19 protein-coding genes are annotated in these 13447 nt (G+C 39.9%); 13 read left to right on the top strand and 6 right to left on the bottom strand.

All coding sequences use genetic code 11. The annotated features are described in order from the left end of the window. Positions 1-2 precede the first annotated feature (2 nt). Positions 3-344: a cytochrome C oxidase subunit IV family protein gene (locus A374_RS12795; protein WP_007202637.1), complete on the top strand. Its 342-nt coding sequence runs from the start codon at positions 3-5 to the stop codon at positions 342-344. 78 nt (positions 345-422) lie between these two features. Beyond that, positions 423-1274: a cytochrome c oxidase assembly protein gene (locus A374_RS12790; RefSeq protein WP_007202636.1), complete on the top strand. Its 852-nt coding sequence runs from the start codon at positions 423-425 to the stop codon at positions 1272-1274. Between the two features lie 30 nt (positions 1275-1304). On the opposite strand, the gene A374_RS12785 is transcribed toward A374_RS12790, so the two are convergent. Next, positions 1305-1652, bottom strand: a complete 348-nt coding sequence (locus tag A374_RS12785) for a YugN family protein (RefSeq protein WP_007202635.1) — start codon at positions 1650-1652, stop codon at positions 1305-1307. Positions 1653-1885: 233 nt separating this feature from the next. Between A374_RS12785 and A374_RS12780 the strand changes: the two genes are divergently transcribed. Continuing rightward, positions 1886-2902: a CAP domain-containing protein gene (locus A374_RS12780; protein ID WP_007202634.1), complete on the top strand. Its 1017-nt coding sequence runs from the start codon at positions 1886-1888 to the stop codon at positions 2900-2902. A 49-nt stretch (positions 2903-2951) separates the two neighbouring features. Here the strand turns inward: A374_RS12780 and A374_RS12775 are convergent, their stop codons facing one another. Next, positions 2952-3452: a PaaI family thioesterase gene (locus A374_RS12775; RefSeq protein ID WP_007202633.1), complete on the bottom strand. Its 501-nt coding sequence runs from the start codon at positions 3450-3452 to the stop codon at positions 2952-2954. Positions 3453-3619: 167 nt separating this feature from the next. On the opposite strand from A374_RS12775, the gene ylbD reads away from it, so the two are divergent. After that, entirely contained in the window at positions 3620-4060 is a 441-nt protein-coding gene (gene ylbD / locus A374_RS12770; protein ID WP_007202632.1) for a spore coat protein YlbD, read from the top strand. Between the two features lie 15 nt (positions 4061-4075). Then, the gene (locus tag A374_RS12765; RefSeq protein WP_007202631.1) at positions 4076-4327 is read left to right on the top strand and encodes a YlbE-like family protein; all 252 of its coding nucleotides are present in this window, start codon (positions 4076-4078) and stop codon (positions 4325-4327) included. A 22-nt stretch (positions 4328-4349) separates the two neighbouring features. Here the strand turns inward: A374_RS12765 and A374_RS12760 are convergent, their stop codons facing one another. Beyond that, a complete protein-coding gene (locus A374_RS12760) occupies positions 4350-5114 on the bottom strand; it encodes an ATP-grasp domain-containing protein (protein ID WP_007202630.1) in 765 nt (254 codons plus the stop codon). Between the two features lie 148 nt (positions 5115-5262). Here A374_RS12760 and A374_RS12755 point away from each other — a divergent pair, with 148 nt between their 5' ends. After that, positions 5263-5703: a YlbF/YmcA family competence regulator gene (locus A374_RS12755; RefSeq protein ID WP_007202629.1), complete on the top strand. Its 441-nt coding sequence runs from the start codon at positions 5263-5265 to the stop codon at positions 5701-5703. Between the two features lie 257 nt (positions 5704-5960). Further along, positions 5961-6236 (top strand): YlbG family protein, encoded by a 276-nt coding sequence (locus tag A374_RS12750; RefSeq protein WP_007202628.1) that lies wholly within the window; start codon positions 5961-5963, stop codon positions 6234-6236. A 38-nt stretch (positions 6237-6274) separates the two neighbouring features. Here A374_RS12750 and A374_RS12745 read toward each other — a convergent pair whose 3' ends face one another. Beyond that, on the bottom strand, positions 6275-6652 hold the full coding sequence (locus A374_RS12745) for a DUF7147 family protein (protein WP_007202627.1): 378 nt from the start codon (positions 6650-6652) through the stop codon (positions 6275-6277). Between the two features lie 355 nt (positions 6653-7007). Here A374_RS12745 and rsmD point away from each other — a divergent pair, with 355 nt between their 5' ends. Both rsmD and coaD read left to right on the top strand, forming a co-directional pair. After that, a complete protein-coding gene (rsmD, locus tag A374_RS12740; protein WP_007202626.1) occupies positions 7008-7586 on the top strand; it encodes a 16S rRNA (guanine(966)-N(2))-methyltransferase RsmD in 579 nt (192 codons plus the stop codon). A gap of 2 nt (positions 7587-7588) precedes the next feature. Then, positions 7589-8077, top strand: coding sequence for a pantetheine-phosphate adenylyltransferase (gene coaD / locus A374_RS12735; RefSeq protein ID WP_007202625.1), 489 nt, complete (start codon positions 7589-7591; stop codon positions 8075-8077). Here the strand turns inward: coaD and ylbJ are convergent. After that, positions 8074-9276 (bottom strand): sporulation integral membrane protein YlbJ, encoded by a 1203-nt coding sequence (gene ylbJ / locus A374_RS12730; protein ID WP_040340580.1) that lies wholly within the window; start codon positions 9274-9276, stop codon positions 8074-8076. The genes coaD and ylbJ overlap by 4 nt on opposite strands. A gap of 114 nt (positions 9277-9390) precedes the next feature. Here ylbJ and A374_RS12725 point away from each other — a divergent pair, with 114 nt between their 5' ends. Continuing rightward, complete coding sequence (locus A374_RS12725; protein ID WP_007202623.1) at positions 9391-10182, top strand: patatin-like phospholipase family protein; 792 nt, start codon at positions 9391-9393, stop codon at positions 10180-10182. Then, positions 10175-11221: a SepM family pheromone-processing serine protease gene (locus A374_RS12720; protein WP_007202622.1), complete on the top strand. Its 1047-nt coding sequence runs from the start codon at positions 10175-10177 to the stop codon at positions 11219-11221. The genes A374_RS12725 and A374_RS12720 overlap by 8 nt, the downstream gene beginning before the upstream one ends. A 47-nt stretch (positions 11222-11268) precedes the next feature. On the opposite strand, the gene A374_RS12715 is transcribed toward A374_RS12720, so the two are convergent. Further along, positions 11269-12486, bottom strand: a complete 1218-nt coding sequence (locus A374_RS12715) for a nucleotidyltransferase (protein ID WP_007202621.1) — start codon at positions 12484-12486, stop codon at positions 11269-11271. Positions 12487-12630: 144 nt separating this feature from the next. On the opposite strand from A374_RS12715, the gene A374_RS12710 reads away from it, so the two are divergent. Next, on the top strand, positions 12631-13152 hold the full coding sequence (locus tag A374_RS12710) for a YceD family protein (protein WP_007202620.1): 522 nt from the start codon (positions 12631-12633) through the stop codon (positions 13150-13152). Positions 13153-13210: 58 nt separating this feature from the next. Then, entirely contained in the window at positions 13211-13384 is a 174-nt protein-coding gene (gene rpmF, locus A374_RS12705; RefSeq protein ID WP_007202619.1) for a 50S ribosomal protein L32, read from the top strand. The last annotated feature ends 63 nt before the right edge of the window (positions 13385-13447 follow it).

Genomic DNA, 13447 nt, shown 5'->3' with positions numbered 1-13447 from the left:
CGATGGCAGATCATACGAAAACGGAACAACCCGTTCATCGAAATGAAGCATTGCATCGAAAAATTGCGATAAAAGAAGAGCGTAAGTATCATAACGTATCGTTTATTATGATGATTTTGTTAACGCTTATTGCCTTTTATGCCATCTGGAGCGACAAAGTATCAAGCTCATTTGCGATTCTTTTCATTTTAGTTTTAGCGGTTATTCAAGTATTTTTCCAACTATACATTTGGATGCATTTAAGTCATAAAGGCCATGACTTCCCGCTATGGGGTATGATCAGTGGAATCTTAATTGCAGCTATTACAGTTGCCGGCATCGCTGGTCTTATTTGGACATCATAATCAGTATACGAAAATGGCTGCACATGCAGCCATTTTCGTTATGATTTGTGGTAAGTGAGTACAAAGGAGTGGTTAGCAATGAATCATCATATGGCGCAAAGTGTGGATCAACTTAGCTTTTTTAGTTTGTATCGCCCAGATCTTTTCATTCTTATTGCGTTACTTGGGATGATGTATTACCGTTATACAGGAAAACAGCGCGTACCGTATGAAACAACGAAGCTTCAGAAATTTTTCTTCACAAGTGGTCTTATTTTTTTATACATTGCAAAAGGAAGTCCGATGAGTATCATTGGACATCACTATTTATTTAGCGTTCATATGGTTGAGATGGCCATTAGTTATTTAGTGGTGCCGCCTTTACTGTTGCTAGGAACACCTCATGCGTTATTTATTCGTTTGTTTCAAAAAAACAATGCGGTTATGAAAAGTGTCCGTTTTCTAACGAAACCATTAATCGCCTTACTCGTATTCATTCCATTATTTTCAATCTACCATCTGCCGATTGTGTTTGACACGATTATGAAGTATGGAATTCTAGCATTTGTGGCTCATACTGTGCTTTTTATTACTGCTGTAACGATGTGGTGGCCTGTGTTATGTCCGGTTCAAGAGCTGGCCATCTTAACAGATTTGAAAAAAGTTTTTTATGTATTTGGAAGTGGAATGCTATTAACTCCGGCCTGTGCACTTATTATGTTTTCCAAAACGGTCATGTATGAAACCTATCAGCACGTACCACAGCTTTTAGCGTATTTACCACCCGCTGAGGATCAGGCGACAGGTGGAATTATTATGAAAGTGTTGCAAGAATTGATTTACGGTCTTATTTTAGGACGTATATTTTATCAGTGGGTGAAGCGTGAACGAGCAAAAGATCGCGAGGAACTAGCTGCTATACAAATGAAAACGAAAGCTGGAAGAATATAAATTCTTCCAGCTTTCGTCATATCAAGAACGTTAGTGAATTTCTGCTGCTATTTGATCAATTAATTTCTTACAGTGTTTTACAATATTTTTCGGGAATTCTTCATTGTATTCAACACCATGAGGGTAATAATGTTTACCTAGATAAGGATTGAGCACTTCGATTTTAGCATGTGCTCGTTCGACTTCTCCTTCAACGACACGACAAGGAATTCGTAAGTAGTATACATCTCCGTTTGTCATATCCTCGAATTTGTAATCATATGTAATTCGTTCGTAATCCCATTGGCCAGCACGGATAATCCCGTGTTGATGCATAATATGCTCCAGCATGGAAAATGGCAAAACTTTACCATTGAGTCTGCTTTCTTCAAATTGCATGTTTCAGCCTCCCCTTGTGCTTTATGTAAACACTTACCATTCTATGATAGTATGAAAATCGAGTCATGACAACCTCATCATCGTGATATTTTTTCCATTCATTCTTTCTTGTGCCAAAATAGGTATTGTATGGAGAGATACGGTGAATGCTAATGATAGGATCGAAGTGGACAACAGCTTCTCGTTTTTCGTAAAGTAAAATAGAATGCAAAAGGAAAGGAGTGTGATCGACCGTGAAGCGGGCATTGTTTTTTTTACTTTTACTAGGGTTTGCTTTTTATATTGGAAAAGGATACCTGGATTATGCCATACAAGAAAAGGAAGAAACGATTCCAAAGAAATCAACTTTTTCGTCGAGCAAAATAGAAAAGTCTTCTGTGTCTTCATTGATTGGAAAGTCTAAAGCTGCCATGCTGCACGTCCTAGGAAAGCCCGATCAGAAAGCACCTTCTGCCTATGGCTATGATTGGTATGTGTTTACAAATGAGAAAACAAAGTATTTGCAAGTAGGGGTAGAAAAGGGGAAAGTCGTAACTGTTTATGCCGCTGGAGAGGATGTACCGATTAAGCCATATGCAATAGGAGAGTCTCGCAAACAACTAGAACAGAAACTTTCCTTTAAGCGCGAGGTAACGATTTCACAAGGCCTTCGCTATTTATCTTTTAAATTAAGTCCAGAAGATCAAAGCGTCCGACCTTTAGTTCAATTAAACGACTTGTATGCCATTTTATATTTTGATAAATTCACGCAAAAGCTTTCGTCCATTCGTTATGTTACACAGGCTGTGTTAAAAAAAATGCATCCCTATTCTTATGAATTTCGTGGTGAAAAGCCATCAGAACTGAAGCTGACAACTGCACAGCAAGAAGCAGTCGATCGCGGAGAAGAACAGCAAGTGTTGGCTCTAACGAATATCTTCCGTGTTCAGCATGGGTTACGGTCACTAGCATCAGATCATGCAACGGGTGAAGTAGCCTTAGGACATAGTCTCGACATGGAACAAAATCATTATTTTTCCCATACGTCACCGACTAAGGGGGAGCTTAGCGATCGTTTACAAGCGGGACATGTAGGGTATACGTATGCTGGAGAAAATATTGCTGCTAATTATATTGATGGCGCAGCCGCTGTTGAAGGGTGGATTAATAGTAAAGGTCACCGTGAAAATCTATTAAAAAAAGAATTTACAAAATTAGGAGCAGGTGTGTATAAAAAATTCTATACACAAAATTTTATTACTCCACGATAAGCCTAACAAAAGAAGGAACTTCTGTTCCTTCTTTTGTTATAGTTACTAGCTACTGTTTAACAACAAAAAACGTGCCGGTTGATAGGGCAATGAGCTCTTCGTGGTCTCCGTATACTCTAGCTTCTGTTACGATGGAGCGTCTTCCTTTATGAACAATGCTAGCGTCGCAACGTAGTGCTTTGCCGACGCCGGGTGATGTGTAATTCACTTTCATTTCAGACGTCACAGCAGCTTCGTCATCAGCTAAGGTGATGTTTGCTAAGGCGCCCATAGCCGTATCCATTAAGGTAGCGGTAAGCCCTCCGTGAACCATTCCTAGTGTATTATGCAAAAATGGCGTAATAGGGATCGTAATGGAGAGTGTTTCATTCTTATGGAGGCTATACTCCATATTCATTAAACTAGATATGTAGGAAGCGTAAGGTGTTTCTCTTTTTTTCTGTAAGCTATCAACGGCATTGGATAAAATCTGTGCTTCTTCTTCGCTAGCTTCGTTAAGAAATGATTGTAATTTATGAATTAATTCCATCGTTCGTCCTCTCTCTGTCATTGATTTTCCCTCTTACATCTTGCCATAAAGCCCATCTACGTACAATGAAGAGTGGCGTTTTTTTAAAAATATTTAAAAATTGAAGCACCTTTTACGCTGTTAATTTGTATCATGTAATAGGTAAATGGCTGTTGATGAAGGACAGCTAACAGCCGGGGGTGAGTAAATTGAAAAAAGATGTTGAGGCTTTTCGTGCCTTTATCAAAAAGCATCCTAAGCTAATTCTCGATGTTCGCACTAATAAGCGTTCATGGAAGGATTTATATAGTGATTGGGTCATCTTAGGTGAGGAGGACGAATGCTGGAAAGACTATCAGGCGGAGGTTCAAGAATCTTCAATTACTCAAGGATTTAAAGGGCTCAAGGCAAGAAAAAAACGCATGCAATCTCAGGAGAAGGCAGCGTCGTCAAAAAAAGAAATGACCCTTGGAGATGTTCTTTCGGTTTTTAAAGATATGAGTTTAAGTGATTTAAAGCAGCATATTAGTTCTGTATCTGGTGCTGTAGAAGGAATTTATGAACTGTTACAACAATTCCAAGGCTCGAAATCGTCAGCCCCTGATAAAGGTCGAAATACATCTGATTATTTTTCAATTTTTAAAGATTAAGGAGCGAATCGAAACATGAGAAAAGAATTAATCGAGTATTTAAGCACGCGTCCAGATTTAAAATTCTTTATTCGAGAACAGCCAAAATGGTATCGCGATCTCACGAGAAATCCGCTCCTTTTAGAGGAACTAGAAAAAGAAGCAAATGTGTTTTACGGTCGAACCTTTGGGCAACGAATTGATAAATTTCATAATCAAGTAAAAACTGTCGGCTTAATGATGGACTTTTTAAGCATGATGGGCAAAGGTGAAGGAGAAGACCTATAGCGAAAGTATAGGCTTCTCCTTATTAGTCATATTGTTTTTGTAAATAACGATAAATTTCCTGTTCTGGCTTAATCGGTAATTGGTTAAAGGCCATGTTACCAAATAAGACATTAAACTCTAAAATATAATAGCGGTCGTTCGCTACTACGATATCAAAGCCTGCATGATTTATAGTAAGCTTCGAAGCAACAGACTGTACGAGCGCAATCGCTTCTTCTGGAATGTCGTCAAATGATAGCGTGCCACCTTGACTAACATTGTTATGAAAACCATTGGAACCAATGCGCCAATAGCTGCCAATGACACGATCACCGACATAACAAACACGAAGGTCACGATCGATCGGTAAATATTCTTGTACATAGAGAACGTCGTTTTGATCTGCATACCGGTGAAAAGCCTCTTCATCCTCAATAAGAAAAACACCTTTTCCCATGGAATTACGAATTTCTTTAGCAACGAATGGAAAGGGGAAGGTTTCAAGAATTTTCTCACGCGTTTCCCGGGTATTACCAACAATTTCGGTATAAGGCACATTTTCTGGACAAACCGTCCATAAGGCGCGTGTCATTTCTACTTTATTAAAGCCAAGCTGCACACTTTCAATGCTTGGGAATATGGGCTTTTTTAAACCGTAAACGAGCGAATTAACTTGCCAATTTTCAGGGAACAGAAGCACGTCCGCTTCTTTAATAACCTCTAGTTCTTTGAACATATGTTCAGGCTTAATGTAGCGTACATTTGGTAAACCGATCGTACGAAAAGGGTTAAAGGTAACTAATTTCATTCATGTCCTCACTCTCAACAACGCTACTCGTGTTGGATTTTTCTTGTTTTTTTTAGAGATGAGTGTGTTAACCTTTCATCTCTATTCTATATCCTTTATAATAATAGTAGTGTGGAATGATATGCAAGTACCATAGGGAGTGAGACGAATGCACAAATCCATGTTAGATGTGCAGTTGCTGGATGAGTCCTATTTCCTCGGGAAAATGATTGCCGACTCAGAAACGGCTGAACAATATCGAGTTTGTAAAAACAAACTTCAGGAAGATTCACAGGCACAGCACTTAATTGCGGAGTTTTCCGTATTGAAAGATAAATATGATGAGGTTCAACGTTTTGGGAAATACCATCCTGATTATAAAACAATCTCAACGGAAATACGGTTACTAAAGCGAGAGCTGGATTTTCACGAATCGATTTCTTCCTTTAAGAAAGCAGAAAAGGATTTGGAAGCTTTATTAATAGAGTGCAGTACACTCATTGCTGGAAGTGTTTCACAGCAAATTAAAGTACCAACAGGAAATCCATTTTTTGATTCGAAAAGCTGTAGCGGTGGCTGTAGTACTGGTGGTGGCTGTGGGTGCAGCTAAGCATCTTAAATAGCGTCGTTCATGTGCTGTAGGTTTCATAGCACACGATCAAAAGGAGCTTGGATTACCAAGCTCCTTTTTTTATACTGTAGGCTAATGGTAACAAGAGCGTAATGACAGTTCTCGGCGTGGCAGCACTGTTAGTGCGAAAGCAATCCAACTTTGATCATAAGCAAAGCTGGCTTTCGTACAATCGGAAATTGCGAGCAACGACATTTCATGCTAGACTAAAAAAAAGAGGATTAAAGGAGCACGTGATGATAGGTAATCGAATGGGGCTTGCGGTTTATTTACATTCTTTGAAATTTTCTAAGCAGTTGCGTCGATATGGTAACGTTCATTATATTTCAAAACGACTGAAATATGCTGTTTTGTATTGTGATGGAGGTAAGATTGACGAGGTAGCGGCAAAGCTTGAATCGCTTCATTTTGTAAAAGAGGTTAAACGATCTTTTAAACACGCTATTCGAACAGAATATGAAAGTAAAATCCCAGATAAGGCGAAAGAATACGATTATAAAATGGGATTATAAAAAAATGACCCAACACTTTTGCGGGGTCATTTTTTTGATTATAGAAGTGGTGGAATTAAATAATTTAAACGCAAAATACCTGTTAAGTACTGAAAATATAACTCTTTTTCACCAAAGGTGTCAGCAGGTTGAACGTCAAAGGTTATTACTTGCTGATGAAGCTCTTGCGCTGCATCTAGAAACAATTGTAAGCGCTTTGATTGTGCTGGAATTCCTTCAAGACATACGTACAGTGGTTGAAAGTTTCCTTGTGCGGCCGGATGCAATACAACGAGCACAGACGCACGTTTTTCATTTCGAATCGTCGTATGTAAAACGATCATTTGTGCCAATCGATGTTTATTACTGTGAGCGATTTCGAGTAGTTCATAAAGATCTGAATAGCCTTCACCTAGCTCTATAAAACGTTGAATCATCATACTCCTCCTTGTCTTATAAGAGCGTAGCATATTGTGAAAACGGAAAAAAGCCTTTCTTACACAAAAAAAAGCCCGCACATTCATTGCGGGCAGCCCTTATAGCTTGTATCCGGTACAAACGAAGGGCAATGGGAGAGGAGAAACCGGAGGAAGACTTATGGGGATGTAAGTCTTCTCCGCGGTTGGCAACAACATCAGTTTAGGGATGCTGTTGTGATTAGTATGACCGCTTCTTGTCATTCTATACTTCGTCTACTCTGTTCGTTCATTTTCTAATGAAAAAAATTATGATAGGATATGGTAGATACGCTATGTGTAAGACAAAGAGATGAAGAGATAGGTGGAAAATGGAATGAGAGTTATTTCTGGAGAACGTAAAGGCCATCCTCTAAAGGCAGTACCTGGACACTCCACGCGTCCGACAACCGATAAAATTAAAGAGTCCATCTTTAATATGATCGGCCCGTATTTTGATGGTGGACTAGGGCTAGATTTGTACGGAGGCAGTGGGAGCTTAGGCATTGAAGCGCTCAGTCGTGGCTTGGATCGAATGATTTTTGTTGATAAAGAAATGAAAGCTATTCAAACGATAAAAACAAATCTTGCTGCATGTCGTTACGAGGAGCAGACAGAGGTTTATAGAAATGAAGCGCTGCGTGCTTTAAAAGCATTAAAAAAACGTGACTTACAATTTAACCTTGTCCTATTAGATCCACCCTATGCACGAGAAAAAATCGTTCAAGACATCGAAATGTTGCTTGATTTTTCATTGTTAGATAGAAATGTTGTCATTATGGTGGAGCATGATCCCAGTGCGAACGTCCCAGATCATATCGGAGAGCTACTAAAAACAAAAGAAGAACGGTATGGAAACACAACGCAAGTCTCGATCTATGCCTTTGCTTCTGATCTGGAAAAGGAGGAGGCTTAATCATGAAACGTATTGCAGTTTGTCCTGGTAGTTTTGATCCGATTACACTTGGCCACCTTGATATTATAAAAAGAGGGGCATCCATCTTTGATGAAATCATCGTCATTGTTGCGAATAATCAAGATAAACGCCCGCTTTTTACCGTAGAGGAGCGCATTCATTTATTACGAGAAGCGGTAGCTGGCCTTCCCAATGTATCCATTGATTCTTTTAATGGTTTAGTGACAGACTACGTGAAGCAAAGCGGTGCAAATGTTATTTTAAGGGGTCTTCGTGCTGTATCTGATTTTGAATATGAACTAAAAATTGATGCTATTAATAAGAAGCTCAATGATACTATCGAAACGTTTTACATGATGACAAGTCCGCAATATTCGTTTTTAAGCTCTAGTATTGTAAAAGAAGCAGCGAAATATCATGCTTCTGTTGAGGATCTTGTGCCACCTTGTGTCCAAGACGCTTTAAAACAGAAATTTCAATCCCCTCGTTAATGAAGACGAGGGTTTTTTGAATGCCGTAATCCCCACAATAAAATAGAGCAAACTAACGTTCCTAATGTGACATAGGCGCCTCCTTGTACAACGAAAGCCCAAAGAGAATCTGTACTGGCAGAAAGGTGCGTTGTTGCCCATGTTGTAATGGCGGCGTTTGTTTCTTTTGCATACAGTATTGGAAATAAAATAGCAGCAAGGACGCTAGCGAATAGACCATGCAAAAGACGAGCCGCAAAAAAAGGAGAAAAGCGAATGTTGGTTTCGGCAAGAATGCTAGCAACTTGTGCTTGTACAGAGAAACCACTAAACGCCAAAATAAAGCTAGCAATGATGCATTTAGCAAATAAAGAACTGCTTGCTAGACTCGTTAACCGACTGCCCGTTGTAATTTCAAATAACCCATTAATAAAAGGTGTGCTTAACGAGTCAGGTAATGAAAAAATGGAAAGAATATGCCCAAGACCTTCTGCCACTAGTGGTGTAACAAGAAGAAGTGTTAGCACTTTATTAATAACGGAAAATAAAATGATAAATCCACCAATCGCCAATAACGTAGTGGTAGAGGATTGAATGGCATCGCCTAGTAGCTTACCAATTGGCCGGCCATCGTTGATGCGTGCCTCATGCATTTTTTGCAGAGGACTTCTTTTTTCTCGCTGTTCTGGTTGTGGAGTGCCCGGTTCGTTTCCATGAAAACGCATGGTGAGGCCAACGAAAAAATTTCCAATATAGTGAGCAAGTGCTAAAATAATACCAAGAGCAGGATCTTTAAAAAAACCAACGGATACCGCACCGAATATAAATAAAGGATTAGAGCTATTTGTAAAAGAAACGAGCCGTTCGGCTTCAGTTGTTGTAATTACTTTTTCTTGCCATAAGCGCGAAGTCAGCTTTGCGCCAGCAGGAAACCCTGAAGAGAGACCCATTGCCCATACGAAGCCCCCAGCTCCTGGAACTTTAAATAAAGGACGCATGAGTGGTTCAAATAAGACACCGACAAAGTGAACGACACCAAAGCCGATTAATAGTTCAGATAGAATAAAAAATGGCAACAGTGAGGGAAACACAACGTCCCACCACATTTTTAACCCCGTTAAGGACGCTTCAAACGATTGCTTAGGAAAAATCATCACTGAAATAGCTAGAGTCACGCCGCATATAGCCAAAAAGACGGATTTAGTAACGCTCCACTTCATCGTATCCCCCGTTTCCATGCAAAAATCTTAATCACTTGTCCATCGCTATATATTTATACGTATAGAGCTGTTTTTTAGACCATATGTTAATGAAAGAGCGAGGAGGCGTACAGTATGAAAAAGCCGCTAATCGGCTTAGCACTAGGATCTGGAGGCGCACGAGGATTTGCTCATATTGGTGTTATAAAAGCGCTTCGTGAGAATAATATAGCCATTGATTTGATCGGGGGCAGCAGTATGGGTGCGCTCGTTGGAGCGATGGTTGGACTCGGGCATAGCAATGAAAATCTCATAAAAATGGCAACTTTGTTTAAAAGAAAGTATTATATGGATTATACAGTACCAAAAATGGGTTTCGTCTCCGGTAAAAAAGTAAAAGAACTCATACGTTTATTATCACATCACAAAAATATTGAAGATTCTATCATCCCACTAGCCATTGTAGCAACCGATCTTGCAAAAGGGGAAAAGGTTGTATTTCGTAAAGGATCGATAGCAGACGCTGTGCGGGCGAGCATTTCAATTCCTGGCATATTTGTGCCTGAAAAAGTAGATGGGCGATTGCTTGTTGATGGTGGTGTGATTGAGCGGGTACCAGCTGCAGTAGTTCGTGAGATGGGAGCAGATATTGTAATTGCTGTTGACATTTCTCATTTTAAGGCGCAGCCGATGATGACTTCTATTCTCGATGTAATTGTTCAAAGCATTGATATTATGCAAAGAGAAATTGTTAAATACCATGAAATTTCTGCTGATGTTATGATTCGTCCGATGGTAGAACAATATAGCTCGACTGCTTTTAAAAATGTAAATGAAATAATCGCAATCGGTGAAGAAGCGGGTAAGCGTCAAATTGATACAATACTTCAAAGCATTGAAGTTTGGAAGGAGAAAAATCATGAATGATCGACAAGTACGTAAAAAAAGAAGATGGCTAAACGGCTACACGCTGCTTGCGGTGCTCGTATTAGCACTCGTGATTGCCCTTTATCCGCTTCCTTATTACGTTACCTCACCGGGTAGTGCCAATGAATTAGCTCCCATCATTAAGGTTGATGGTGGTGACCATAATGAAAAGGGCTCGTTTATGCTTACGACCGTTCGGATTGGTAAGGCCAATATTCCTCAATATTTGATCGCAAAGTTTAGTAAGTATCGAGAACTTTTACCGATCGATAACGTGCGTTTCGATAATGAAAGTGACGAAGAATACAACATGCGACAATTAAAAATGATGCATGATTCTCAAACTGCAGCGAAAATTGTGGCATACAAAAAAGCAGGTAAAACGGTGAAAGTAATCAATAAAGGGGTCTACATTACAGGTGTGATTCCGGGTATGCCGGCTGAAAAGAAATTAAAAGCTGGCGATGAAATTATCGCTTTAGAAGGAAAAACAATTAAAACATCAGAAGCACTTCTAGCGGCTTTAGAGAAGAAAAAAGCCGGCGAGGAAGCACATTTTAAAGTTCAGCGCGGGAAAAAGTTATTTTTGGCTACTGTGCCGTTAGCTAGTTTTCCGAAAAAATATGCGGGCAACAGTAAGGAAAAGCGCGCTGGTATTGGCATTACATATCCCTTAACCGATGTTGATGTAAAAGTCACACCAGCTATTACTATTAAAACAAGTGAAATTGGCGGTCCCTCTGCAGGCCTTATGTTCTCGTTGGAAATCTATAATCAATTAACGAAAGGTGACCTTACAAAAGGTCATAAAATTGCGGGAACAGGTACAATGAATGTCAAAGAAGAAGTAGGTCCTATTGGCGGTATTCAACAAAAAATCGTCGCTGCTGATCAAGCAGGTGCAGAAATTTTCTTTGCGCCTGTTCGCGAGCATAATTATCGCGATGCGGTTGAAGCGGCTAAAGACATTGATACAAAAATGAAAATCATTCCTGTTAAAACGATGTCAGATGCACTTGATTATTTAAAAAAATTATAAACATAACCTTAATCGAACGCTTGCTTTTGCAAGCGTTCGATTTTTTGCTATGCTTTTTCTCGTTGGAGAGGGGGAGTGCTATATTCAGCTTTAATGAGTTCTGAGGCATGGTTTGGATCATTGGCATTATGGTATACGGCAGCGGTTTGTTGCTCAAAGGCGAGCATCTCATGATCACATTTTGAAACAGTTGTAACGAGCGGTAAAGGAATGGCTTTTTTTATGCGACGTAAATGCTCTTGGCCTTTGCTACTCATCCCTAAAATGCGCACGTAAGCGGGTCCGTTAACCATCCACTGTTTCGCTTGTTCTCTCGCCAAATTGTGAAGAATATGCAAGCACATTCGCTGTAGGCGCGTCCACGTATAGCGCTTCGTTTTAATATGCGTCATAAAATCAGTAAAGGTATCACACTGCAGGGCAGCTTTCTTTAAACGGTGTTCAAGCCCTTCTTCTACTTCGTATAAAGCGGCTATGGCACTTTCATCAGTTGATAGCAATTTGTAGCGAAGAGCAGGATACAAAGCATCCCATGTCATTATGTGATTCTTTTCCCATTCTTGCTGTAATACAGCGGCTGAAGAAGGAGGCATCGTTGCTAATACACGGTCTGTTAGAGCGCCCTCCTTTGCGATCGTCGTTCGAATGGCTGTTGCACTCGCAATCGGATCCGCTTCTAAATTCGTCTCGTGATAGGACGCTCCTTTCCGTAAAATCGTTTGAGCCTGAATCAATGGATGATCTTTTTGAATGGCTTTTACATATTCCATGCCTAGAATGTTATTTGGTAACGTCAAATCGACCCCATTTTTAATGTGTAACGCTTGTGCTGCATTAGAGGCAGCCTTTGGAAATGATTGTCCTTGTTTCAGAAAAGTTTGCAAGAACTGATCATATTGTGCTCCTTTCGTATTCAATTGCTCCAGCGTATGATAAAATAAATCAATCGACCCCGACTCACTACCAAAACAGAGGGTATTTGCGCCAAGTGCAGCTAAAAGAGAAATGCTGCCTTTCGCAAAAATTGGTGCAGGAGCAACTGCGAACACATACGGAAGCTCAACGACAAGATCGACACCGCTGTAGAGTGCCATTTCTGCACGTTTCCATTTGGAAATGATGGCGGGCTCACCCCGTTGTAAAAAATTACCGCTCATCACAGCGATCATTACGTCGCTTTTTGTTTGTTTTTTCGATTGTTGTAAATGATAATAGTGACCGTTGTGAAACGGATTATATTCAACAACAATTCCACAAGTGTTCAAACGAAGCCCTCCCGTTACAAAGTTATAGACTCCTTTAGTGTAACTGGAAAGGGACGAAGTGAAAAGACAGACTGTAAAGATATTATGTTGACATTTCTTTTTATGGTCGATATAATTATTACTGTTGCCTTGAGGTGAAATTAGATGAAATGGTCATTACAGGAATTAAAGAATTTTTATCGAAAACCGCTTGAATTTGACGAGTATGTGGATGTCTCTAACATTCGATCACTTGATCCGGAAATTCGCCGCATAACACCGGTCCATCTTACAGGTCATGCGGACATTAACCGTCAGAGAGCCACATTTTACTTCACAATCCAAGGGGAAATGACGCTTCCTTGTGCCAATACACTGGCTGACGTTGTTACTCCGTTTTTGATAAAAACGACTGAAATCTTTCTTCTAGACCCTGGCTTCACGGTTCCTTCAGAAGAAGATAACTTACATACAGTGGAAGGACATTATTTAGATTTGCTTCCTTGTATTGAGGAACTTATTCTCTTGGAGAAGCCGATGAAAGTCGTTGCTGATCCCGCCACGAAAGACGTGAAGGCCCCGCCTGAAGGTGAAGGGTGGCAAATCGTGACGGATGAAGATCGGAACAACCGAATTGATCCACGATTAGCGGATCTGGCAAAGTTTTTTGACAAAGACAAATCATAAATTGGTTCATCTTCATGGTGAGCCAATTGATTCATTATTTTTTAAGGAGGTGGATAACATGGCAGTACCTTTTCGTAGAACTTCCCAAACCCGCCAAGCAAAGCGTCGTACGCATTACAAATTAGAAATGCCTGGTATGGTTAAATGTCCGCAATGTGGAGAATACAAACTTTCTCACCGAGTATGCCGTGAGTGCGGTTCTTACAAAGGAAAAGAAGTGATCAGCAAGTAAAGAAAAACGAAGAGCATTACGCTCTTCGTTTTTTTTTTTTTTTTTTTTTAAAGGCCTTTTTTT

Origin of the sequence: Fictibacillus macauensis ZFHKF-1 (assembly GCF_000269865.1) — a bacterium.
GTDB classification, from domain to species: domain Bacteria; phylum Bacillota; class Bacilli; order Bacillales; family Fictibacillaceae; genus Fictibacillus_C; species Fictibacillus_C macauensis.
This window is presented reverse-complemented; position numbering and strand designations above follow the sequence as displayed.

Excerpts from the sequence above, each read along its gene's own strand:
- rpmF (WP_007202619.1), top strand. The coding sequence starts at position 13,211 with ATGGCAGTACCTTTTCGTAGAACTTCCCAAACCCGCCAAGCAAAGCGT.
- A374_RS12795 (WP_007202637.1), top strand. The coding sequence starts at position 3 with ATGGCAGATCATACGAAAACGGAACAACCCGTTCATCGAAATGAAGCA.
- A374_RS12710 (WP_007202620.1), top strand. The coding sequence starts at position 12,631 with ATGAAATGGTCATTACAGGAATTAAAGAATTTTTATCGAAAACCGCTT.
- A374_RS12745 (WP_007202627.1), bottom strand. The coding sequence starts at position 6,652 with ATGATTCAACGTTTTATAGAGCTAGGTGAAGGCTATTCAGATCTTTAT.
- A374_RS12720 (WP_007202622.1), top strand. The coding sequence starts at position 10,175 with ATGAATGATCGACAAGTACGTAAAAAAAGAAGATGGCTAAACGGCTAC.
- A374_RS12765 (WP_007202631.1), top strand. The coding sequence starts at position 4,076 with ATGAGAAAAGAATTAATCGAGTATTTAAGCACGCGTCCAGATTTAAAA.
- A374_RS12760 (WP_007202630.1), bottom strand. The coding sequence starts at position 5,114 with ATGAAATTAGTTACCTTTAACCCTTTTCGTACGATCGGTTTACCAAAT.
- ylbJ (WP_040340580.1), bottom strand. The coding sequence starts at position 9,276 with ATGAAGTGGAGCGTTACTAAATCCGTCTTTTTGGCTATATGCGGCGTG.
- A374_RS12750 (WP_007202628.1), top strand. The coding sequence starts at position 5,961 with ATGATAGGTAATCGAATGGGGCTTGCGGTTTATTTACATTCTTTGAAA.
- A374_RS12775 (WP_007202633.1), bottom strand. The coding sequence starts at position 3,452 with ATGACAGAGAGAGGACGAACGATGGAATTAATTCATAAATTACAATCA.
- rsmD (WP_007202626.1), top strand. The coding sequence starts at position 7,008 with ATGAGAGTTATTTCTGGAGAACGTAAAGGCCATCCTCTAAAGGCAGTA.
- A374_RS12755 (WP_007202629.1), top strand. The coding sequence starts at position 5,263 with ATGCACAAATCCATGTTAGATGTGCAGTTGCTGGATGAGTCCTATTTC.
- A374_RS12725 (WP_007202623.1), top strand. The coding sequence starts at position 9,391 with ATGAAAAAGCCGCTAATCGGCTTAGCACTAGGATCTGGAGGCGCACGA.
- A374_RS12790 (WP_007202636.1), top strand. The coding sequence starts at position 423 with ATGAATCATCATATGGCGCAAAGTGTGGATCAACTTAGCTTTTTTAGT.
- coaD (WP_007202625.1), top strand. The coding sequence starts at position 7,589 with ATGAAACGTATTGCAGTTTGTCCTGGTAGTTTTGATCCGATTACACTT.
- A374_RS12785 (WP_007202635.1), bottom strand. The coding sequence starts at position 1,652 with ATGCAATTTGAAGAAAGCAGACTCAATGGTAAAGTTTTGCCATTTTCC.